Here is a 20,842-nt window from a genome sequence, read left to right on the forward strand (position 1 = left end):
GGTGGCGGCGTCACGTGGATAGTGTTGGCCAGACGACCCCTCCAGGAGAGCGCCGTGCCGAAGTCGACAGTTCGTAAGAAGAAGGTCTACACCGCCCCGGCGGAGCTCCGACCGCAGGAGACTGTGTCCGCGAGGCGCCGGCCGAGCCCGGTGTGGGTGCCCGCGCTCGCCGTCGCGTTCGTGGTCATCGGCATCGCGTGGCTGGTGTCGTACTACCTGACGCAGGGTTTCTTCGACGTCAACTGGCTCTCGACGCTGGCGGACCTGAAGTACTGGAACCTGGCCATCGGCTTCGGGTTCCTCGTTGCGTCGCTCGCGGTCTTCTCCAAGTGGCGTTGACCAACTGACCGTCGCCCCCTCGCGCTGCGACAAACTTCACGTTACTCATGGGTAACAAGAGGGACTAAGGTCCTTCTGGAGATGTTCCAGCCCGGACCGTGGGAGGCTTCGGCATGGGTGCAGTGCAGATCGTGACGACCTGTGTCGCCGCGGCGATCACTATCGTCGCGGCGGTCCTGGTCGTGCGGACCGTCCGGCGCATGCTCGCGGTCATCCGGTTGGGCCAGCCCGACCCGACCCGCGGGGACAACAAGGGCCTGCGGTTGCGCACCATGCTCGCCGAGACGCTCGGCCACACCCGCATGCTGCGCTGGACGGTCGTCGGCGCCGCGCACTGGTTCGTCATGATCGCGTTCCTGGCGCTCTCGCTGCTGGTGGTCGAGGCCTACTTCGAGGTCGTCAAGCCGGGCCTGGGCCTGCCGCTGATCGGCGCCTGGAACGTCTACGGCCTGGTCACCGAGTGGATCGGCGTCTTCGGCTTCATCGGCATTCTCGTGCTGATGGGCATCCGGCTGCGCAACCTCCCGCGCAACCCCAACCGGCGGTCGCGCTTCACCGGTTCGACCATGTGGCAGGCGTACTACGTCGAGTACACCATCCTCGGCGTTCTGATCTGTGGCTTCTTCATCCGGGGCTTCAAGGCCGCCAACGACGAGCTCGAGTGGCCGACCTGGGCCGCGCCCGTCAGCCACGCGCTCGGCTCGATCCTGCCCGCCTGGCCGGCCGCGGTGAGCATCGTGGCCATGCTGAAGATCATCATCTCGATGGCCTGGGTCATCGTGATCGCCAGCAACGTGACAATGGGCGTGGCCTGGCACCGCTTCCTGGCCTTCTTCAACATCTTCTTCAAGCGCACCCCGGGCCGGAAGGGCTCCGGCCTCGGCGCCCTGCGCCCGATGACCAGCCAGGGCAAGCCGCTGGACTTCGAGGAGGCCGACCCCGAGAAGGACCAGTTCGGCGTCGCGACCGTCGAGCAGTTCAGCTGGAAGGGCATGCTCGACTTCACCACCTGCACGGAGTGCGGGCGGTGCCAGTCGCAGTGCCCGGCCTGGAACACCGGCAAGCCGCTCTCGCCGAAGCTGCTGATCCTCAACCTGCGCGACCACGCCTACGCCAAGGCGCCGTACCTGCTCGCCGGCGACGACCACTCGCACGTGAACGCGCTCGCGCTGGCGGAGCAGGCGCGGCCGCTCATCGGCACCGCCGAGGAGAACGGCATCATCGACCCCGACGTGCTGTGGTCGTGCACCACGTGCGGCGCGTGCGTCGAGCAGTGCCCGGTCGACATCGAACACGTCGACCACATCGTCGACATGCGCCGGTACCAGGTGCTCATCGAGTCGAACTTCCCGACCGAGGCCGGCGTCATGCTGCGCAACCTCGAGAACAAGGGCAACCCCTGGGGCGCGGCCCAGTCCACCCGCGACGACTGGACCAAGGGGCTGGACTTCGAGGTCCCCAACGTCGCCGAGATCGACGAGGGCGACTTCGAGTACCTCTTCTGGGTCGGCTGCGCCGGCGCGTTCGAGGACCGGGCCAAGAAGACCACGCGCGCCGTCGCGACCCTGCTGCACGAGGCCGGCGTCAAGTTCGCCATCCTCGGCCAGGGCGAGACCTGCACCGGCGACCCGGCCCGCCGCATCGGCAACGAGTTCGTCTTCCAGATGCTCGCCCAGCAGAACGTCGAGACCCTCAACGAGGCCGGCGTGAAGAAGATCGTGGCGACCTGCCCGCACTGCTTCAACACGCTGTCGAACGAGTACGGCCAGCTCGGCGGCCACTACGACGTCATTCACCACACCCAGCTGCTCGCCCAGCTCGTCGCGGCCGGCAAGCTGACCCCGGTCCAGCCGCTCGACGGCGCCGTCACCTACCACGACCCCTGCTACCTGGGGCGGCACAACCGCGTCTTCGCCCCGCCGCGCGAGGTGCTCGGCGCCGTCGCAGGGCCGGCGGACGACAACAAGGGCCTGGTCGAGATGGACCGGTTCGCGGAGCGCTCGTTCTGCTGCGGCGCCGGCGGCGCGCGCATGTGGATGGAGGAGCGGATCGGCAAGCGGATCAACGTGGAGCGGGTCGAGGAGGCGCTGTCGACGGGCGCCAGGACGGTCGCGGTGGCGTGCCCGTTCTGCCTCACGATGCTCGGCGACGGCGTCACCGGCAAGAAGGCCGCGGGGGCCGCGCCGGAGGAGGTCGAGGTCGTCGACGTGGCGTCCGTGCTGCTCCGGGCGGTGCAGAAGTAGGGGTTCGGCGCCCCGCGTCAACGCTGTCCGATGACGTTCATCGCGAGTCCGAGCGCGATGAGCACGGCGGCCGCGGTCGCGATGATCCGCAGCCCCTTCAGGCCCTCCGCGATGGCTGTCTTGCGGGCCCCCGGCACCAGCGCCTTGGTCCGCACGTAGTCGAGGCGGGCCCGCTTCGCCCTCGCGCCGGCGTTGCCCACCGCGATGCCGGCCGCGAGCGCTATACACGCGCCGATCAACGCCGCACCCATCAAAGTCCCCCTCGATGCTTGCCGTGACCCCCGCTGGCATTAGCATCGGCGCTGTTCAACGCGGCGCAAGGCCCTCGAAAGAGGGAAGGTGATCTACGTATCTCGATCTTCGGGTGGCTCGTTTGACACGGACCCGTGGGCAGCTTCAGCACGGCTTGGGTTCACGTGGAACAATCGGATCACACCTGAAGGGACCATCGCGCGAGCGTGTTGACCACACTATTGCCCCTGCTGGCGTTCGTGCTGCTCACCGCCGCGAACGCGGCCTTCGTCGCCGCCGAGTTCTCGCTCGTCACCGTCGACCGCGCGGAGATCGAGCAGCGTGCCAACGCCGGCGACCGCAAGGCCCGCACCGTCCGTCAGGCCCTGCGCGAACTGTCGTTCCAGCTCTCCGGCGCCCAGCTCGGCATCACTCTCGCGGGTCTGCTCACCGGCTACCTGGCCGAGCCCGCCCTCTCGCGCCTCTTCGCGCCCGCCCTCCACCCGATCTTCGGCTCGGTGACCGACACCGTCGCGCACGTCTGCGGCCTGATCGTGGCCACCCTGCTCTCGATGCTCTTCGGCGAGCTCGTCCCCAAGAACGCCGCCCTGGCCAAGCCGATGCCGCTGGCCCGCGCCACGGCCGGACCGCAGCGCGGCTTCTCCAAGTTCTTCTCGTGGCTGATCACGCTGCTCAACGGCTCCGCCAACTGGATCGTGCGGCGCTTCGGCATCGAACCCCAGGAGGAGCTGGCCAGCGCCCGCTCGCCCGAGGAGCTCGGCCTGCTCGCCGCGATCTCGGCCCGGGCCGGCGCACTGCCGAGAGAGACCGCGGTACTGCTGCAGCGCACCATTCGCTTCGGCGACAAGCGCGCGGCGGAGGCGATGACCCCGCGGGTCGACGTGGTGTCGCTGCGGGCCGACGCCACCGTGGCCGACCTGCTGGCCACCTCGGTGCAGACCGGCTACAGCCGCTTCCCGATCTACGAGCAGACCCTCGACCAGGTGACCGGGGTCGTCACGGTGACCGACGCGCTCGGCGTGCCGCCCGTGCGCCGCCCGACCACACGGGTCAGCGCGGTCGCCCGGGAGCCGTTGTTCGTGCCGGAGAGCCTCGACCTCGACGGCGTCCTCGCGGCGCTGCGCCGGGGCAACTCCGACGTGGCGATCGTCGTGGACGAGTACGGCGGCACGGACGGCGTGGTCACCGTCGAGGACCTCGTCGAGGAGCTCGTCGGCGAGATCGCCGACGAGCACGACATCGAGGACGAGCCGGCCACCGTGCACGGCATGCCCGACCTGACCGCGCCCGGCGCCGAGCGCACCGTGCTGGTCGACGGCGTGCTGCGCGAGGACGAGCTGGCCGAGCTGACCGGGTTCCACGTGCCGCCGGGGCCGTACGAGACGCTCGCCGGCTTCCTGATGGCGCGGCTGGGTCACATCCCGACGGTCGGCGAGACCTGGAACGAGGACGGCTGGGAGTTCACCGTGGTCGAGGTCGACCGCCGCCGCATCGAGCAGGTCCGCGTGGTGCGTCCGGAGGTGCCCGAGGATGATTGAGCTGATCGCCGCCATCGTGCTGCTGCTCGGCAACGGCTTCTTCGTCGCGGGCGAGTTCTCCCTGATCGCCTCCCGCCGCACCGTGATCGAGCCGATGGCGGCGACATCGCGGCGGGCCCGCACCGCCATGCGCGCCATGAACGAGATCCCGCTCATGATCGCCGGTGCCCAGCTGGGCGTCACGATCTGCACCCTGGGCCTCGGCGCCATGGCCGAGCCGGCCCTGGCCCACGGCCTGCAGGGCCCCTTCGAGGCCGTGCACCTGCCGGAGAACCTCGTGCACCCGGTGGCGTTCGCCCTGGCCCTGACGGTCGTGGTGTTCGCACACACGGTGGCCGGTGAGATGGTGCCGAAGAACCTGACCCTGGCCAACCCCGAGCGCGCCGTGCTGTGGCTCGGCCCGCCGATGTACGCCTTCTGCATGGGCACCAAGCCGGTGCTCGTCGCCATGAAGTGGGCGTCGCGCACGATCCTGTCGCTGTGGCGCATCGAGGCGACCGGCTCGGTGAAGACCGTCTTCACCGCCGAGGAGCTGGCCGGCCTGGCCGCGCAGGCGACCACCGAGGGCCTGCTGGCCCCGGAGGAGCACGCCCGCATTGCGGGCGCGCTGGCCCTGTCGCACCGCACCGCCCGCGACGCCCTGCGCCCCTGGTCCGAGATCACCACGATCGCTGAGGACGTCTCCCCGGCGTCGCTGGAGGTCCTCGCGACCCGTACGAACCGCTCCCGATTCCCCGTGGTCGAGCGCGCCAGCCGCCGCGTGCTGGGCTTCGTCCACGTCAAGGACGTGCTCGGCTTCGTCGGCCCCCAGCGCCGGGCGCCCATTCCCGCCGACCTGATCCGCCCGCTGGGCATCGTGCCGCCGACCCGGACGCTCGCCGAGCTGCTCCTGGCCATGCGCCGCGAGCGTCAGCACATCGTGCTGGTCAGCGACGGCCGCGTGCCGCTGGGCGTGGTGACCCTGGACGACGTGCTGACCGCGGTCGTCGGCGCGCCGGTCGTCAACGAGCCCCAACCCGCCTGAAATACGGGCCGCGACGCCGGGCAAGATCAGCAAATAATCCCGCCGTGCACAACCGCATATTGGCCGGCTTCACGACAGTGGTCGTGACGGCCGGCGTCGGCCTGCTGGCCGGCGCTGCTCCCGCCGCCGCGGCGGGTCCGAAGGACATTCTCTATGTGTCGGGCACCGGGTCGACCACGACATCGGTGCTCGACGCGGCGACCGGCAAGGATCTCAACGCGATCCCGACCGGTGGCGGCGAGGGCGAGATCGCGTTCGCCCCGCGCACCGGTTACGTGCTGGCCGCCAGCTCCGACCTGGACACGCTGAGCGTGATCGAACCGAGCCGCAGCGCCGTGGTCCGGTCCGTGACCGTCGGGACGGAGCCGCACGGCGTGGCCGTCTCGCCGGACGGCTACCGCGTCTACGTCGCCAACTACGCGGCCAACACCCTCGCGATCCTGGACGGCCTCTCCTACTCGCCCTATCCGCGGCTGGCCGTCGGCGAGCACCCGCAGGGCGTCGCGGTCGCCCCCGACAACCGGCACGTCTACGTCACCACCGCCGGCGGCGTGCAGGTCGTCGAGGCGCCGAAGAACCAGGTCACCGCCACGGTCGCGGCCGGCTCCCGCCCGTGGGGCGTCGCCGTCGCGCCGGACGGCAAGCAGGTCTACGTCACCGATCTGAGCGGCGCCACCGTGTCGGTCATCGACACCGCGACGAACGCGGTGACCGCGACCGTCCCGGTCGGCGCCGAGCCCTACGACGTGGCCGTCACGCCGGACGGCAAGCGCGTCTACGTCACCAACTCGGGCGCCGGCACCGTGTCGGTCATCGACACGGCGACCAACGCGGTCGTCGCGACGGTGCCGGTCGTTGCCCACCCGAAGGGCGTCGACATCGCGGGCGACGGCAAGCGCGCGTACGTCACCGGCGACTCGGTGACGCCGATCGACACCACCACGAACACCGCGGCCGCGGCCATCCCGCTCGGCCACGCCGCGGTGGGCATCGCCGTCGGGGCGATCACCGCCGGCGGTCCCGTGGCCCAGCTCGAGGTCGCCGCCGGCGGCCCGAAGCCGACGGTCTTCGCCGATGGCCAGCGATCGATCGCGGGCCTGGCCCGGATCAGCTCGTACACCTTCGACTTCGGCGACGGTACCGTCGTCACCACGGCGGACTGGGGCCTGACGCACGAGTACGCGCAGCCCGGCGACTACACCGTGACGCTGACGGTCACCGACGCCGCCGGCGCGACGAGCACCTCCACGCGAACGGTCCGCGCCCTGTCGCACCTGCGGTCGGCCGCGCTGCTGTCGCTGTCCAACCTGCGGTTCGTCAGCGCCGAGGACAACGGCAACCAGCCGCTGGTCGCGAACCGACCCGAGGCCGGCCCGTGGGAGGTCTTCGACCTGGTCGACCTCGGCCACGGGGACGTGGGCCTGCAGTCCTACACCAACGCCAAGTACCTGACGGTCGACCCGGGCACGACGCGCCTGCGGGCCGACAGCGCCGTTCCCGACCGCTTCGAGCTCGTCACGGGCGCGAACGGCGCGTTCGGGCTGCGGTACCGCGGCAACGGGATGTTCGTGAGCGGCAACAACGGCACCGGCCCGCTGACGGCGGACCGCCCGGCGCTGGGCCCGTGGGAGCAGTTCGCGACCGCCCATTCCGTGAGCACGTTCATCTTCGGCGTGAACGGTTACGTGACCGCCGAGGCGGCCGGGGCCAAGCCCCTGATCTCCAACCGTGCGCAGGTCGGCTCCTGGGAGACCTTCGACCTGATCGACGCCGGCGACGGCTGGGTCGCGATCCTGGCCCACGCCGACTACCGCTTCGTCACCGCGGAGGCGGGCGGCAACCAGCCGCTGATCGCGAACCGCACCGCGATCGGGGCGTGGGAGAAGTTCCGGCTCGTCCGCAACGACGACGGCACGGGCTCCCTGGTGGCCGGGGTCAACGGGAAGTACGTGACCGCGGAGGCGGGCGGCAAGCAGCCGCTGATCGCGAACCGCACCGCGATCGGCGCGTGGGAGAAGTTCAACCTGAGGTTCTGACCTCGCACCGGGCGGCTTCCGAACTTGGGAGCCGCCCGGCTGGTTCGCCCGCCGAGGCCGCACGAGAAGCCGGCGTTCAGAGCCGGTCGACGGCCGCGCCGAGGGCGGCGGCGTCGAAGCTCCCGGTCGGCAGCGTCGCGACGAGACGGTAGCGCTCCTGCCCGGCCGCGTCGAACAGCAGCGTTCCGCTGTGCTGCATGATCAGCGTCTTGTCCAGTCCCGCGGCGCGGTGTGCGGCGACCCCCTCCGACGAGACGACGGCGCGCGTGCTTCGGCCTCGATGCGGCCGAGCGGCTCCCCGGGGCCGGCTGCCCTACTGCCGGCCCCGGACGCCGGCCTTTGTGCGTCGAAGGTCAGTGGATCGGGTTCCAGCCGTCGGAGCCGGCCAGGTAGAGGGTCGGGGTGTACTGGGCGGCGGTCGAGGCGCTCATCTGCGGGCGGTTGCTGTTGACCACGGCCCCGGCGCCGGTGCTGCTGTACTCCGTGAAGCGCGCGTTGCGCCAGGAGAAGCCGGACATGTCCGTCCACGGGTCGTTGCGGATGTGGGCGTCCATCGTCACGCCGCGGTACAGCACCTGGGCGATCGCGTTGACGTCGCCGCCCGGGTGCCAGGGCCGGCCCAGGTAGACCGTCTTGGCCGGGGCGTTGCTGGTCAGGTGGGTGCCCCAGAACAGGAAGCCGAACTTGTTGTTGATGTTCGTCGCGGCGGCGGTGATGTACCCGTTGTTCGACGACGAGCCGCGGGTCAGCGAGCGCACCTCGCCGTTCTGGAACACCATCGTGCCGCCGCCGAAGATGAAGTCGACGTCGCCCTCCACGTAGGAGTTGCGCACGTACAGCCGGCGCACTGCCGTCCCTGACGTGTTGACCAGCAGCGTGTCCTGGTTGCCCAGGATCCGCACGTTGCTGAACTGCACGCGGTCGCCGGAGGTGTTGACCGCCACCGCCTGCTCGGCGCTGAGGTTGTGCGCGGCCTCGTCGAAGTCGTTGGACATCGTCAGGTTGGACACGGTGGTGTTGGCGGCCGCGATGGTGACGGTGGCGCTGCCGGCCGTGCCGTAGGTGCTGCCGTCCGGCTTGGTCAGCCCGGACGCGTGGCCCTCGACGAGCACCACGGCGGTGGCGGCCGAGCCGGTGCCGACCAGGCTGATGTAGGGCTTGTTCGACGGGATGTTCACGGTGCCGCGGTACGTGCCGGCCTTGATGTTCACCGTGTAGGTGCTGCTGTTGCCGGCCGGGGCGGCGTCGATCGCGGCCTGCACGGTGCGGTAGTTGCCGGAGCCGTCGGCGGCCACGGTGACGGTCGTGGCCGCCGACGCCGGCACCCCACCGGCCGCCACGGCGCCGGCGGCGATGAGCACGACCAGCGAGATTCTTCCGGTACGCATCTGTCCTCCCAGGGCAACGCATCCAGATAGGTCGATTACTCACCGGACGATGTCAGTCCGGCGCGGACCAGGCAAGCGCTTTCCTGAGGGACCCATCCAGTGACGTCACATTCGTGAAACTTTCGCGCATCGCCTCGCGCCGATCCGTCGTACCCTTTTCCGGTGCTGGAGCTGATCTGGGACGCGGTGCGCGCGCGCCGCGTCTCGTCGCTCGCCCTGGGGCTGCTCGCGGCCCTGGCCGTGGCGGCACTCGCGGCCGCGCCGGCGTACTCCGCCGCGGCGGCCCGGGACAGCGCGGCCGCCCTGGTCCGCGACGCCACCCCGGCGCAGCGGACGCTGAGCGTGCAGGGCCGGGTCAGCAGCGGCGGCGACGACCGGCCCGAGGTCGCGGCGGCGGCGCTGCGGCGGTTCCGCGACAGCGTCGGGCTGGAACTGCCGGCCGAGCGGACCGCGATCGGGCTCCGGCGCGCCGGCACGCTCTACCTGGGCGGGCGGACAATCGCGGCCGACCTGCGGTACCGCGACGACTTCTGCGAGGCCGTCCTGGTCACGGGGCGCTGCCCGGCCGCCCGGGGCGAGGTCGTCGTCGGCGCGCAGCTGCCGCTCGGCATCACCGTCGGCGACCGGGCCGGCTACACGGCCGAGGCCGGCGCGAAGCCGCTGGCCCTCACGGTCGTCGGCACCTACCGGGCCCGTGACCCCGCCGACTGGTACTGGTTCGGGACGGGCGGCACCGCGTTCTACGGCACCGCCGACACCGTGCTGGCGGGCAGTGGCTTCGCCGACGCCACGCTCGACGCGCTGCTGCCCGCCGGGCTGTTCGCCGATCCCGGCCGCATCGACGCGGCCCTGAACCGCCTGCACGGGCTGCAGTTCGCGTACTCCTCCGGCGCCGCCGACCTCGACGCCCACCTCGCCGACGACGGGCGGGCGGTGCGGCGCGGGGTGCAGCTCGCCACCGCGGAGCTGTTCGTGGTCGCGCTGCTGGCGTTCGCGGTCACCGCGCGGTACGCGGCCGAGGCGCGCCGGCTCGACATCGCCCGCATGGCCCTGCACGGCACCGCGCGGTCGCGGATCCTCGTCCTCGTCGCGGGGGAGGGCGCCCTGCCGCTGCTGGCGGGCATCGCGCTCGGGGGGTTCGCGTGGAGGTACCCGCCGCCGGCCGTCGCGGCGGTCGCCGCCGGCGGGCTCGGCGCGATCATCGTCGCCGACTGGCGGACCATCAGTACCCCCGTGCAGCGACTGCTGCAGCCCGGCGCCCCGCACGTCTCGCGGCTCGGCCGGGCCACGTTCGACGTCTCCGCGCTCGCGCTGGCCGGCGCGGCGGTGTACCAGGCGGTCAGCCGGCACGGGCGGCCGGACCCCGGGCTCGGCCTCGAGGCGTTCGTGCCGTTGCTGCTCGCGCTGGCCGCCGCGGTCCTGCTGTCCCGCCTGCTGCTGCCGCTCGCCGCCCGGGCCGGTCACGCCGCCGCCGTGGCGAGCGACGACCACCGCCGGCTCGGCGCGGGGATCGGCGTGCTGCTGCTCGCCCGGCGCGGCGCCGTGCACCGGCTCGTGCCGCTGCTCGCCGCCGGCGCGTGCCTGTTCGCCGTCGCCGTGCAGGACTGGGTCGCGGCCGACGAGGCCCGGGCCGACCGGGCCGCGATCGCCGTCGGGGCCGAGCGCGTGCTCACCGTCGACGCCGGCGACCAGGAGCGGCTCCTCGCCGCGGTGCGCGGCGCCGACCCGCCCGGGACCTTCGCCATGGCGGTCGTGCAGAGTGCGGGGCCGGACGGCCGGCCCGTGCTCGCCGTCGACTCGTCCCGCCTGGCCGCCGTCACCGGCATGGGCGCGGCCGTCGCGGCCCGGCTGCACCCGCCCGCGCCGGCGCCGCTGATCGTGACCGGCACGGCGCTGCGGCTCGACGCCACCGCCGATGCGCCAGGCGTGTCCGTCGTGGTCGGGCTCGTTGTCGGCGGTACCGGCGAAAAGGTCTCTGCGGTTTTTCCGGTCGGTGCGTCCACTGTGGAGGTGCCGCAGTGCCGGCGCGGCTGCCGGATGACCACCGTCGAGCTCACCGGGGCCCGCACCACCGTGACGATCCGGCAGCTCAGCGCCGACGGCGCCGTGGCCGTGCCCGCCGCCGTGTTCGGCGACCCGGCCCGCTGGCGGACCGCGCTCGGCGACACCGTGCCGTCGGTCAGCCCGGCCCACCGCGACGGCGCGCTCGTCCTGACCGCCCTCCCGCCGGGCAACGCCGGCTCGACCGACCCGAAGGTGTACGCGGTGGACACCCCGGTGCCCCTGCCCGCCCTGGTCACCGGGCATTACGTGGCCGTCGGCGACGAGCACAACCCCGTCACCGCCAGCCCCTTCGGCGGCGTGGCCGTGCCGATCGCGCCGGACCCTTCGGCGGTACTGCCCCGGGCGGGCGCGGACGGCACGATCGTCGACCTCGAGTACGCCGCCCGGCTGGCCGGCACCGCGATCCCGGGCGACCTGCAGCAGGTTTGGCTGGCCCCGCACGCGCCACAGTCCATCGTGGACGACCTGCGCGCGGCCGGCCTGCGGGTCGTCGCCGAGGACACCACGGCCGCGGCGCACCGCCGCCTGGACGGCTACGGTCCGGCCGCCGCCCTGCGTTTTGACCTGCTGGCGGGTGTACTGGCACTGCTGCTCGTGGCCGGCGCGTTCGCGGTCGCCGGCGCCACGCAGCGCCCGGACCGCGATGCACAGCTGCTGGCGCTGCGCGTGCAGGGCGCGCCGCAGCGGGTGGTGCGGGCCGCCGGGCTCGTGGCGGCGACGGTGCCGGCGGTCGCCGCGGTGCTGATCGGGCTGCTCACCGCCGTGGTCGCGCGCCTGCTCGCCGCCCCGCCCGTGGACCCGTTCGCCGACGGCTGGTCCGTGCTGCCGCCGCCGACCGGCCCGGCGCTGGTACCGCTCGCCGCCGCCGCGGCGGCCGCCGTGCTCTGCCTCGTCGCCGTGGCCCTGCTCACCGCCCGTTCGCGGCGACGCGGGGAGGCGGCGTGACCGGCCTGCTGTGGGACATGGTCCGGGGCCGGCGCGGGCAGTTCGGGCTGACCCTGGTCCTGGCCGCGCTGGCCACCGCGGCCGCCGTGGCCAGCCCGGCCTACCTGGGCGCCGTCGAGGCCCAGATCGTCGCCGGACGGTTCGCCGCCGCCTCGACGGTCGAGCGCACGGTCGAGCTCGCGGCGACGGTACCGCGCCTGGACGTCGGGTTCGAGCGGGACGCGACGCCCCGTCTGGCCGGCCCCGGCCTCACCCAGGTGTTCAGCGCCGAGATCACGATGATCCCGGCCGGCCCGGACAAGGTCCCCCCGGCCGACTCCCGGCGGGTCGGCTACCGGCAGGACCTCTGCGACCACGTCGTCGTCGTGGCCGGCCGCTGCCTGATGGGCGGCATGGAGGTGGTCGTCACCGAGCGCGCCGCGGCCGCCCTCCGCGTACGCCCCGGCGATGCGCTCGACCTGAGCGCCGGGACCTACTCCGGCGCCGAGCAGATCTACCGGCCCGCCGGCGCATCCGTCCTGCTCACCGTCGTCGGGGTCGTGCGCGCCCGCGACGGCGCCGAGCCGTACTGGTGCGGCACCGTCGGCGACGCACCGTTCTACATCTCGCGGTCCACCCTCAACGCGATCGACCACCCCGACGAGACGCAGCACCTCGCCGCGTACTTCGCGCCGCGCGGCGTCCCCGTCGCCACGCTGCCGGCCCTGCGCGCCTGGCTGGCCGCCTCGGGCGCGCAGAAGGACGGCGGCACCCAGCTCGGCACGCGCCTGCCCGACCTGGTCGGCCGGATCGACGCCGACCTCGCCCAGGCCCGCGCCGTCGCCCCCGTGGCCGCGGTACCGCTGGCCGCGCTCAGCTGGGCGCTGGTCGTCTTCGCGGCCGCCGCCGCGGCCCGCGCCCGCCGCCAGGAGCTCGGCGTCGTCGCGCTGCGCGGGGTCACCGGGGTGCGCCGCGGCTGGTTCGCCGCCGCCGAGACGGCGCTGGCGGTGCTGGCCGGCGCGCCGATCGGCTACCTGGCCGTGGCCGTGCTCGGCGGCCGGTACGCCGACCCGCTCATGCTCACCGCGGCCGGCGTGACCACCGTGGGCGCGCTCGCGGTCGCCGTCGCCGCCCAGCTGCGCTCGGCCGGCCGCCCCATCGCCGAGCTGCTGCGCGAGACGGACCGGCGCTCCGGTCACTGGCGCTCGCTCACCCTCGAGATCCTCGTGGTGGTGCTGGCCGCGGTCGCCGTGGCCCAGGTGCAGGCCCGCGGCGGCACGCTGTCCGGCGTCGCGCTGCTCGCCCCGCCGCTGGTCATGCTGGCCGTCGGCCTGATCGCCGCGCGGCTGGCCGGCCCGCTCGCCGCCCGGATCGCCGGCTGGGCGCTGCACCGCGGGCGGCTGGTCACCGCCCTGACGGCGACCCGGCTGGCCCGTCAGCCCACCGGCCGGAGGCTGCTGGTGCTGCTGGTCGTGGCGATCGGCTCGCTGGGCTTCGCGGCCACCGCGACGGACGTGTCCGCCGCGACCGTGGACCAGGACGCCGCTCTGGCCGCCGGCGCTCCGACCGTGCTGACCGTGCACGGCACGACCCGGTCCGCGCTGCTGGCGGCGACCCGGGCCGTGGATCCGGAGGGAAAATTCGCGATGGCGGCGGTACCGCTGCCGGCCCTTTCTTCGGGCGCCCGCCCGGTCCTCGCCGTCGACTCGTCCCGGCTGCCCGCGGTCGCGCTCTGGCGCCCCGGCTACGCCGAGCTGCCGCCGCGCGACCTGGCCGCGCGCCTGCAGGCCGGCCCGGCGGCCGACCCCGTGCGCCTGCGCGGCACGACCCTCACCGTCGAGCTGACCCTGGCCGACCCGAGCACGGTGGTGTCGACCCTGTACGCCGTGCTGGCCCCGGACAACGGCGCCCCGGCGGTGGCGGTCGGGTTCGGCGCCCTCCAGGCCGGCCGGCACTCCTACCAGGCCCACGACCCGGCCTGCGCCGCCGGCTGCCGCCTCGTGGCCCTGAAGATCGGAATCACGACCGCCATCGGCCCGGTCTGCCACCTGACCGTGCACCGCCTGGACGCCGACGGCACCCCGGTCGACCTGACCCGGCACTGGGAGGCCGCCCCGTCGGCGACGGCCACCGCGACCGCCGACGGCCTGGCGCTGACACTGCCGAGCACGAGCCGCAGCAACGCCGGCACGGTACGCCCACTGGACCTCACCGCCCCGCTGCCGGTCCTGTCGACGGGCCCGCTGCCGCCCGACGGCGCGCTGGGCCTGTTCGACGGCGACGCGGCCACCGCGGCCGTGGCCGCCCCGCTGCGCGCGGTACCGGGCCTCGGCCGGCGCGGCATGCTGGTCGACCTGGAGCGCGCCGACCTGCTCTCGACCGACTCCGGCGAGGTCACGGAGGGCCAGGTGTGGCTGGCCGCGGGCGCGCCGCCCACGGTGGAGATCGACCTGGCCTCGCGGGGGATCACCGTCGTCGCCCACCACACGGTCGCCGACGAGCGCGCCGCCCTGGGCCGCCGCGGGGCGCCGCTGGCCCTGCGGTTCTTCCTCGTCGCGGGCGCCTTGGCCGCGCTGCTCGGCGCGGCCGGGATCGTGGTGGTCGCGGTGTCTTCCACCGACGCGTACGGCGTTCTGCGCGTCCAGGGTGTGTCGCGCCGGGTGACGGCCCGGACCGACGCGGCCACTGCCCTCAGCGTCGTGATCGCCGGCGTTGTCGCGGGGCTGGTGGCCGCGGTCGTCGCGTGGGCGACGATCGGCCTGTTCCTGCCGTCCCTGTCCATCGACGCGCCCCGCCCGTCGTGGACTCCACTGTGGACCGTCCTCGTCGCCGGCGCCGCGCTGGCCGTTGTCGCCCTGGCCGGCCAGTTGGCCTCCCGCCGGCGCCGGTAACTCAACCGGAAACGGCAGGGCCCGCACTGACGCGGACCCTGCCGTTTCTCTGTGCTTTCGACCGGATCAGCGGTCGAACTCCTCCCACGGACCGATCGCCGTGCGGTTCGCGATCAGCGACGAGTTGCCGCCGTTCTCCGCCGTGACGTACCGGTTGTTGACCCCGGCCAGCAGGCTCATGCTGCCGTCGGCGTTGGTGATCACCTTGAACTTCTCCCACGGCCCGACGGCCGCCCGGTTGGCGATGAGCGGCTGGTTGCCGCCCGCCTCCGCCGTGACGAAGAGGCCGTTGGCCCGCGAGTACAGCGCCACCCAGCCGCCGCCCACGTCGACCAGGTCGAACTGCTCCCACGAGCCGATTGCGGTGCGGTTCGCGATCAGCGCGGTGGCGCCGCCGTTCTCCGCAGTCACGTACCTGCCGTTGGCGTGGGCGCGCAAGGAGACCGCCGCGTTGGCCACGTCGACCGGGCTGAACTCCTCCCACGGGCCGATCGCGGCGCGGTCGGCGGTCATCATGCTGACGCCGTGGTTGCTGCTCAGGTACTTGCCGTTGACCACCGAACGCAGGCTGATCGTGCCGTCGGCGTTGTTCGTGATCGTGAACAGCGTGTCGTCGCTGTTCGTGGAGTCGCTCCAGGCCCACACGACGTTCGACCCGGCGGGAACGTCCGGGCCGACGTTCACCGCGAAGTACTCGCCGTTGACGCGCGACCGCAACGCGACCAGGTCGCCGCCGACCTTCACGAGGTCGAACTGCTCCCCGGCGCCGATCGTGGGCTGGTACGCGCGCATCTGCATGTTGCCACCCTCGGTGGCGCTGACGTAGCGGTTGTTGTCGTGCGCCAGCAGGGCGAACGTCCGGGCCGCCGGCCACAGCGACTTGACCTGTTGCCGGGTCCCGCTGTAGCCGTTGACGTCGACGGCCGTGACCGAGATGGCGTAGGTCCCCGGCGTCGAGTAGTGGTGGGCGACGACCGGCGACGTCTGCGTCACCGGGTTGGTGGAGTCGCCGAAGTCGAAGCGGTACGTGGCGATGGGCACGTAGCCGAGGGCCGAGCGCGACGCGTCCACCGTGACCGAGTTGCCGGCGTTGTCCGCCGTGATGGTCATGATCGGGTACGGGCCCGGGATCATCTCGGAGTTTCCGCGGTCGGCGTAGGTGACCGGACCGGTGCCCGTGTCGGGCTGCGCCGGGTTGTCCTCGCGCGGTTTGCCGTAGGCGTCGGTGCTCTGGTAGCCGGGCGCGGCCGAGTTCGCCGAGTCCTCCATGTGCGCCTGGTCGACGACGTCGGTGTCGTGGGCGGCCTGACCGGAGGCGGCCCGGAAGCCGGTCAGTCCCAGCGGACCGTTCCACCAGTACAGCGAGTTCGGCGCGGCCGACCGGGAGACGGCGTTGTAGTCGACCACCGTGGTGCCCGCCGCGCCGTCGTACAGGCCGATCTCGGGTCCGCTCGGGATGCCCGGTTCGCAGCCGGTCGTCGAGGACACGTTGCTGGTCGCGACGTTGTTCTGCACGGACACGCCGGTGGAGGCGCCCGCCACGCGGATGCCGCCGAGGCAGTTGAAGTCCAGCGAGTTGTTCGTGATCGCGGTACCGGTGGCACCGTTGTTGAGGATGCCGACGCCGTGGCCGCTCATCACCGTGTTGTTGACGACCGTGTTGCCCGCCGCCCCGGGCCGCAGCGCGACGACCGCGACCGCTCCGCCGAAGACGCTGCTGTTGAGGATCGTGTTGTTCGAGCCGGCGACATCGACGCCCACGCTGCCGGCCGGGCTACCGACGCTGACGGTCAGCCCCTTGAGCACGGTCCGGGACGTCGCCGCGTCGACGGCCACGCCGGCCGACACCGCGCCGCCGCTGACCTTCACCCCGTTGAGCACCGAATCCGTCACGGCGGAGAGCTTGATCGCCGGCCCGGTCGCCTCGTTCGCCATTGTCACACTGCCGTCGACGACCGAGATCCGCACGCCGTTGCTCACCGCGAACGCGGGCGCACTCACCACGTTCTGCACGTTGATGCCGAGAATGGCAACGTCGTGCTGCCCGTCGATGGTGAACCCGGCGTTCGGCCCGGACACCCGCGCCGCCCCCGCCGCGGAGGCCTGCAGCACGACGCTGGACTTGTTGACGGTCACGCGCTCGTTGAACACGCCGGTGATCTGGGCGGTCTGCTCGGGCGCCAACGCCGCGACCGCGGCCGTGATCGTGCAGAACGGCTTGCTCGGGCTGCCCCCGCCGGTGTCGGAGCAGCCGGCGCCGACGGTGTTGTTGACGTACAGCGGGGCCGTTGCGGCGAATGCGGAGCCGGCCCCCGCGACCAGCCCCACACCGGCGGCCACCACGACGGTCGTGAGGCCGGAAAGGACAGATTTACCCACGCTGCTCCTCTTTCGGGGGCACTCGGCGGGATTGCACAGCCACTGATCATTCAGCGGCGCGCGCCGATTATGCGCGGTCCGACCACATTGGACAACCCCGAATCGGGGCGGTGAAATGCCCCCGGCGGGCCATAGTCGCGGCCTCGTGATCGGTCCGGTCCTGCACGCCGATGACGTCGTCGCCGGCAAGATGTCGGCTCTCTTCACGAGAGCCGAACCACGGGACTTCCTCGATGGGCAACGCCGGTATAGGTGCAGATCGCCGGCACCATCGCGACCTCGTACGCGGTGGCCGCGGTCGCTGCGGTGGCCGGGCCTTGGTGGCGGTGGGGGCCGCTACGATGCCGGTGCGCTCCCTTCGCCGCCTGCCGACGGCTCGCCTCCTCGCCGAGCAGTGACCCTCTACCGTTGTCCTCGCCGGGGTTGCGGGCGGGGGTCGACCTATCGGTCTCCGGCTGTATCCGGATCGCTGTCCGGGTCGCCGATCTCGTCCTGGAGCACGCCGGCGACACCTTCGGCGCTGCCATCGGAGCGCCTCCGTCGTCCTCGAACCTTACGAATCGCGCCGCCGGCGGCCGTCCGGATCGCGTCCGAGAGGAGGTCGATCGTCACCCCCGAGGCCACGCTCATAGCGATCGTCACGATCTCGCTGAATCCGAATCCGTGGCCGTCCTCGCGACCGTTGACCGTGATCTCGATGCCCTCGTATCGGTCGTGCCCAATCCACGCACCGGACGACAACGGTGAGTCGGGCCGGCGGCTCGATTCCAGTTCGAGTTCCAGTTCGATGTGTCGCATGGTCGCTCCGTCCTGTCGCGCCGGCTGGCGTCGCCCGTCCTACAGATGCTCGAAGAGCCCGAAGTTCTCCAAGAACTGGGTGCGCATAGCCGCCACACGAGCCCAGTCAAGCATGGAGAACTGGTGATTCAGCAGGGATAGCCCAGCGGTACCGGTCGACTCGATCGCCTCGTCCCACGCCGGGATCGACTCGGCGGAAAGCCGCGACAGCACATCGGCCCGCCGGATGACCGCGGTCCGCGAGTTCGACGAACTCCCACTGAGCGCATCACCGAGCGCGGCATCCAGGCGCAGCGTGCCGAACAACCACGACAACGCCGTGTGGACGTCCTCGACCGGAAAGGCCGGTTCGGAGCGAAGGACGACGCCCAAGGCGAAGGCATCGGCCTCCGCTTCCTCCTGCGGGGTGTTCGGCGAGTCGCCGTGCAGGACGATGTGGGCGTACTCGTGCGCGATGATGAACCGCATCTGGATGGTGCTGGTCTGGTGGGCACGGGTGAACATCGCCGTGTCTCGGGAGCGATTCACCGGAAGCGCCGAGTAGTTGGCGTCGAGGTACAGCGACAGCAGGTGCGGCAGCATCGCCGACGCCAGCTCCGGCAGTGCCTGGTTGTCACGGTCCTCCAGCACTGCCCAGACGTAGCGCCAGATGAGCACGTTGAACTTGATCAGATACTCGCGGGTGAGTACCGATACATGGATCTCGCGCTTCCCGGGATATGAACGCGCATAGAGTCGCGCCTCGAGGTTGGCGAACACCTTCACGTCTCGTGCGACCGCATACTCGTCGCCGATCGCCTGCTTCAGCGAATCATCGTGAATCGTCGCCCAGAACGGCACGGCCAGGTGGTCTGCCCGCACGAGCGCCCCCGCGTGCTCGCGCGCGATCTGCAGGCAGAGCCGGCTCCATTGCTTGAACTGTTCGCGATCCTCGTCCGTCGCGAGCATGGTGACGTGCAGCGCCGATCGAAGCGAGCCGTGCACGATACCCAGGGCTTGCATCATCTCCCAGTACTCCGGGATCTTCTCGCCCTCGGGCACCAGATACGGCCAGGCGGCCGACCATTGTCCGGTGTTCCGCTGCGCCATCCAGAAGAAGTAGCCGTCGGCATCCCAGCAGAGTCCCTGGTAAAGGGCGGAACCATCGCCAACGGCGGGCGCCGCCTCGGCCTCGGCCTCGGCCGACTCTGTCACCGATTCGTCCGCGGCCATTGGTTCACTATGCCAGTGCACCGCAACGCGGCCCGGCCATCGTTTCTTGGCATCTCGGCTGCGACGAGCGGTGTCGGGCGGCCGTCGAAGATGCTGCACACCGGCCCGTCGAAGTCGAGCAGAACGGCCCGGCTGCGCGCGAGCAGCGCCCGACCCCGAGCTCGTGGGCCTGATCGAAGATCGCATCGAGCGAGCGGGCCCGTGATCCGCTCGGCAGTCCTGCCCGGTCGGATCGTCGCTGGCCGTGTCGGCGCGCGGGCGGGGAGGTTTCACACGTCCGATACCACGGACGATGCGGGAGACACCTCGCGATGAAGTGGCCTGAGTTCGAGGACGCGGCGACAGCAGGCGTGCCTTCACCGAACGACTGAACATCTAGGTCACGCTGACGGCGAGCGGCCTGGAGCGGCCAGCCTTCGCCTGGGTTAATGGCCGGCCAATGGCCCGGACGCGGCTTGCCGGATATACCAAGACCGGTATATCGTTCGACGGGTGAGACGCTACGTCATCGAGCTGGAGCCGGAGGTGCGGGACTGGCTCGAAACCTTGCGGCTCACGGAGTACGCCAAGGTCGAGGCGATGGCCGACATCCTTGCCGAGCGCGCCGAGACGCTCGGCGAACCCTACTCGCGCCATCTCGGCGGCAAGACACGTGAACTGCGGTTTCACCTCGACAGGTCGGCCGTCCGCATCAGCTACTGGCTTGCACCACAGACCCGGGTGGTACTGCTGACCGTGTTCCGAAAGTCCCGCCAGGTCGAACGCGCCGAGGTCATGCGAGCCATCGCCGCTCAGCAGACATGCGAACTGGGACATGACGACCATGCGCCGGCGACCGAGATCTTCGAGCGCAAATGGCAATGAAGCACAACGGAAGGGCGGAAGGACCATGACGGCACGCCACTCTCGCTGGGAGCGCACCGGCGCCGAGCAGCACAACTCCGCCTACGAGGAGGCACGAGCAGCGCTCCTGCTCGGCCAGATGGTCCACGATCGTCGCACCGAACTCGGACTCACACAGGGCGAACTCGCCGAACGCGCCGGCATGACCCAGCCCCAACTGTCCCGCCTGGAATCAGGGGGTGCCACACCCACCGTGCCGCTCCTGGCAAGACTCGCAGCTGCACTTGATGCGGAGCTCGACATCACCTTCAAGCCACACCGCGACGCCGCCGCCTGAAGTCGCTCGGCACCGACCAATTCGGCTCGGCAGTTCGGAACAGCCCAGATCAGGTAGTCCGGAAGGATGCCATGTCGCTCCACCACTCGCTGTACCACTTCAGGGCCACGATCAAAGCAACCGACAAATCTGTTCTTGGCGCGCTGCGTGGCCTGTCCTTCGAGGTGGAGACTGCCGACTATCCCCAGATCTCTTCCGGCGGGACCACCGGCGATGTGTGGGAGAAGAACGACAAGCAGGCGAAGTTCCGGTTCACGTCCGCCGAGCTCCGAGAGAGATTCCTTGCGGGAGGCTGCCCGCATATTCCAGACCGGTCTGTTCGAGCTCATCAGCACAGACGATGCAGATCCGGCAACTCCGCGTCACCGGTCGTAGCGAAATCCTGAAGGCCGCATGAGGCCGCCGCGCAGCCCCGCCGAGCACGGCACGCCCTCGGCTCGCAATCGACCGCAAGCTCACTCACTAGAGGTAGAGCCTGTCCCCGCCGCCAGAGGCCGTGCACATCCGGCTCCCGGGCATGCCCCGGGCCGGGAGCCCTGAGCGCTCGCATCCGAGCGGGTAAGCAGGCGCCAAC

Annotated in this window: 15 protein-coding genes and 1 pseudogene; 9 read left to right on the top strand and 7 right to left on the bottom strand. The window is 71.8% G+C overall.

The features are described from left to right. Nucleotides 1-54 precede the first annotated feature (54 nt). Together ACPPVO_RS00320 and ACPPVO_RS00325 are read left to right on the top strand one after the other, a co-directional pair. Complete coding sequence (locus ACPPVO_RS00320) at nucleotides 55-339, top strand: cell division protein CrgA (RefSeq protein ID WP_426509088.1); 285 nt, start codon at nucleotides 55-57, stop codon at nucleotides 337-339. 113 nt (nucleotides 340-452) lie between these two features. After that, a complete protein-coding gene (locus ACPPVO_RS00325) occupies nucleotides 453-2,582 on the top strand; it encodes a (Fe-S)-binding protein (protein WP_426509089.1) in 2,130 nt (709 codons plus the stop codon). A gap of 17 nt (nucleotides 2,583-2,599) precedes the next feature. Here the strand turns inward: ACPPVO_RS00325 and ACPPVO_RS00330 are convergent, their stop codons facing one another. Then, nucleotides 2,600-2,833, bottom strand: coding sequence for a hypothetical protein (locus ACPPVO_RS00330; RefSeq protein WP_426509091.1), 234 nt, complete (start codon nucleotides 2,831-2,833; stop codon nucleotides 2,600-2,602). Nucleotides 2,834-3,043: 210 nt separating this feature from the next. Between ACPPVO_RS00330 and ACPPVO_RS00335 the strand changes: the two genes are divergently transcribed. From ACPPVO_RS00335 to ACPPVO_RS00345, 3 genes are read left to right on the top strand one after another with little or no spacing between them, the layout of a single operon-like run. Continuing rightward, the gene (locus ACPPVO_RS00335; RefSeq protein ID WP_426514931.1) at nucleotides 3,044-4,372 is read left to right on the top strand and encodes a hemolysin family protein; all 1,329 of its coding nucleotides are present in this window, start codon (nucleotides 3,044-3,046) and stop codon (nucleotides 4,370-4,372) included. After that, nucleotides 4,365-5,396, top strand: a complete 1,032-nt coding sequence (locus tag ACPPVO_RS00340; RefSeq protein WP_426509093.1) for a hemolysin family protein — start codon at nucleotides 4,365-4,367, stop codon at nucleotides 5,394-5,396. The genes ACPPVO_RS00335 and ACPPVO_RS00340 overlap by 8 nt, the downstream gene beginning before the upstream one ends. 44 nt (nucleotides 5,397-5,440) lie before the next feature. Beyond that, the gene (locus ACPPVO_RS00345; protein WP_426509094.1) at nucleotides 5,441-7,432 is read left to right on the top strand and encodes a PKD domain-containing protein; all 1,992 of its coding nucleotides are present in this window, start codon (nucleotides 5,441-5,443) and stop codon (nucleotides 7,430-7,432) included. A 76-nt stretch (nucleotides 7,433-7,508) separates the two neighbouring features. On the opposite strand, the gene ACPPVO_RS00350 is transcribed toward ACPPVO_RS00345, so the two are convergent. Both ACPPVO_RS00350 and ACPPVO_RS00355 read right to left on the bottom strand, forming a co-directional pair. Further along, nucleotides 7,509-7,631 carry a hypothetical protein gene (locus tag ACPPVO_RS00350; RefSeq protein WP_426509096.1) on the bottom strand — a complete coding sequence of 41 codons (123 nt, stop codon included), beginning with the start codon at nucleotides 7,629-7,631 and terminating at the stop codon, nucleotides 7,509-7,511. A 154-nt stretch (nucleotides 7,632-7,785) separates the two neighbouring features. Beyond that, a complete protein-coding gene (locus ACPPVO_RS00355) occupies nucleotides 7,786-8,820 on the bottom strand; it encodes a pectinesterase family protein (protein ID WP_426509097.1) in 1,035 nt (344 codons plus the stop codon). Nucleotides 8,821-8,982: 162 nt separating this feature from the next. On the opposite strand from ACPPVO_RS00355, the gene ACPPVO_RS00360 reads away from it, so the two are divergent. Both ACPPVO_RS00360 and ACPPVO_RS00365 read left to right on the top strand, forming a co-directional pair. Next, nucleotides 8,983-11,829: a hypothetical protein gene (locus ACPPVO_RS00360; protein WP_426509099.1), complete on the top strand. Its 2,847-nt coding sequence runs from the start codon at nucleotides 8,983-8,985 to the stop codon at nucleotides 11,827-11,829. After that, nucleotides 11,826-14,699 (top strand): hypothetical protein, encoded by a 2,874-nt coding sequence (locus tag ACPPVO_RS00365; RefSeq protein ID WP_426509101.1) that lies wholly within the window; start codon nucleotides 11,826-11,828, stop codon nucleotides 14,697-14,699. The genes ACPPVO_RS00360 and ACPPVO_RS00365 overlap by 4 nt, the downstream gene beginning before the upstream one ends. Nucleotides 14,700-14,765: 66 nt before the next feature. Here the strand turns inward: ACPPVO_RS00365 and ACPPVO_RS00370 are convergent, their stop codons facing one another. From ACPPVO_RS00370 to ACPPVO_RS00385, 4 genes and pseudogenes are all read right to left on the bottom strand, one after another. Further along, nucleotides 14,766-17,078 (bottom strand): PKD domain-containing protein, encoded by a 2,313-nt coding sequence (locus ACPPVO_RS00370; RefSeq protein ID WP_426509103.1) that lies wholly within the window; start codon nucleotides 17,076-17,078, stop codon nucleotides 14,766-14,768. 441 nt (nucleotides 17,079-17,519) lie between these two features. Continuing rightward, nucleotides 17,520-17,876 (bottom strand): hypothetical protein, encoded by a 357-nt coding sequence (locus tag ACPPVO_RS00375; protein WP_426509105.1) that lies wholly within the window; start codon nucleotides 17,874-17,876, stop codon nucleotides 17,520-17,522. 39 nt (nucleotides 17,877-17,915) lie between these two features. Continuing rightward, a complete protein-coding gene (locus ACPPVO_RS00380) occupies nucleotides 17,916-19,088 on the bottom strand; it encodes an ImmA/IrrE family metallo-endopeptidase (RefSeq protein ID WP_426509106.1) in 1,173 nt (390 codons plus the stop codon). A gap of 50 nt (nucleotides 19,089-19,138) precedes the next feature. Continuing rightward, nucleotides 19,139-19,234: pseudogene (locus ACPPVO_RS00385) on the bottom strand (haloacid dehalogenase); the annotation flags it as partial. 346 nt (nucleotides 19,235-19,580) lie between these two features. On the opposite strand from ACPPVO_RS00385, the gene ACPPVO_RS00390 reads away from it, so the two are divergent. Together ACPPVO_RS00390 and ACPPVO_RS00395 are read left to right on the top strand one after the other, a co-directional pair. Beyond that, nucleotides 19,581-19,952, top strand: coding sequence for a type II toxin-antitoxin system RelE/ParE family toxin (locus ACPPVO_RS00390; protein ID WP_426509108.1), 372 nt, complete (start codon nucleotides 19,581-19,583; stop codon nucleotides 19,950-19,952). Nucleotides 19,953-19,977: 25 nt separating this feature from the next. Further along, nucleotides 19,978-20,268, top strand: coding sequence for a helix-turn-helix domain-containing protein (locus tag ACPPVO_RS00395; protein WP_426509109.1), 291 nt, complete (start codon nucleotides 19,978-19,980; stop codon nucleotides 20,266-20,268). The last annotated feature ends 574 nt before the right edge of the window (nucleotides 20,269-20,842 follow it).

Origin of the sequence: Dactylosporangium sp. McL0621 (assembly GCF_049995355.1) — a bacterium.
GTDB lineage: Bacteria > Actinomycetota > Actinomycetes > Mycobacteriales > Micromonosporaceae > Dactylosporangium.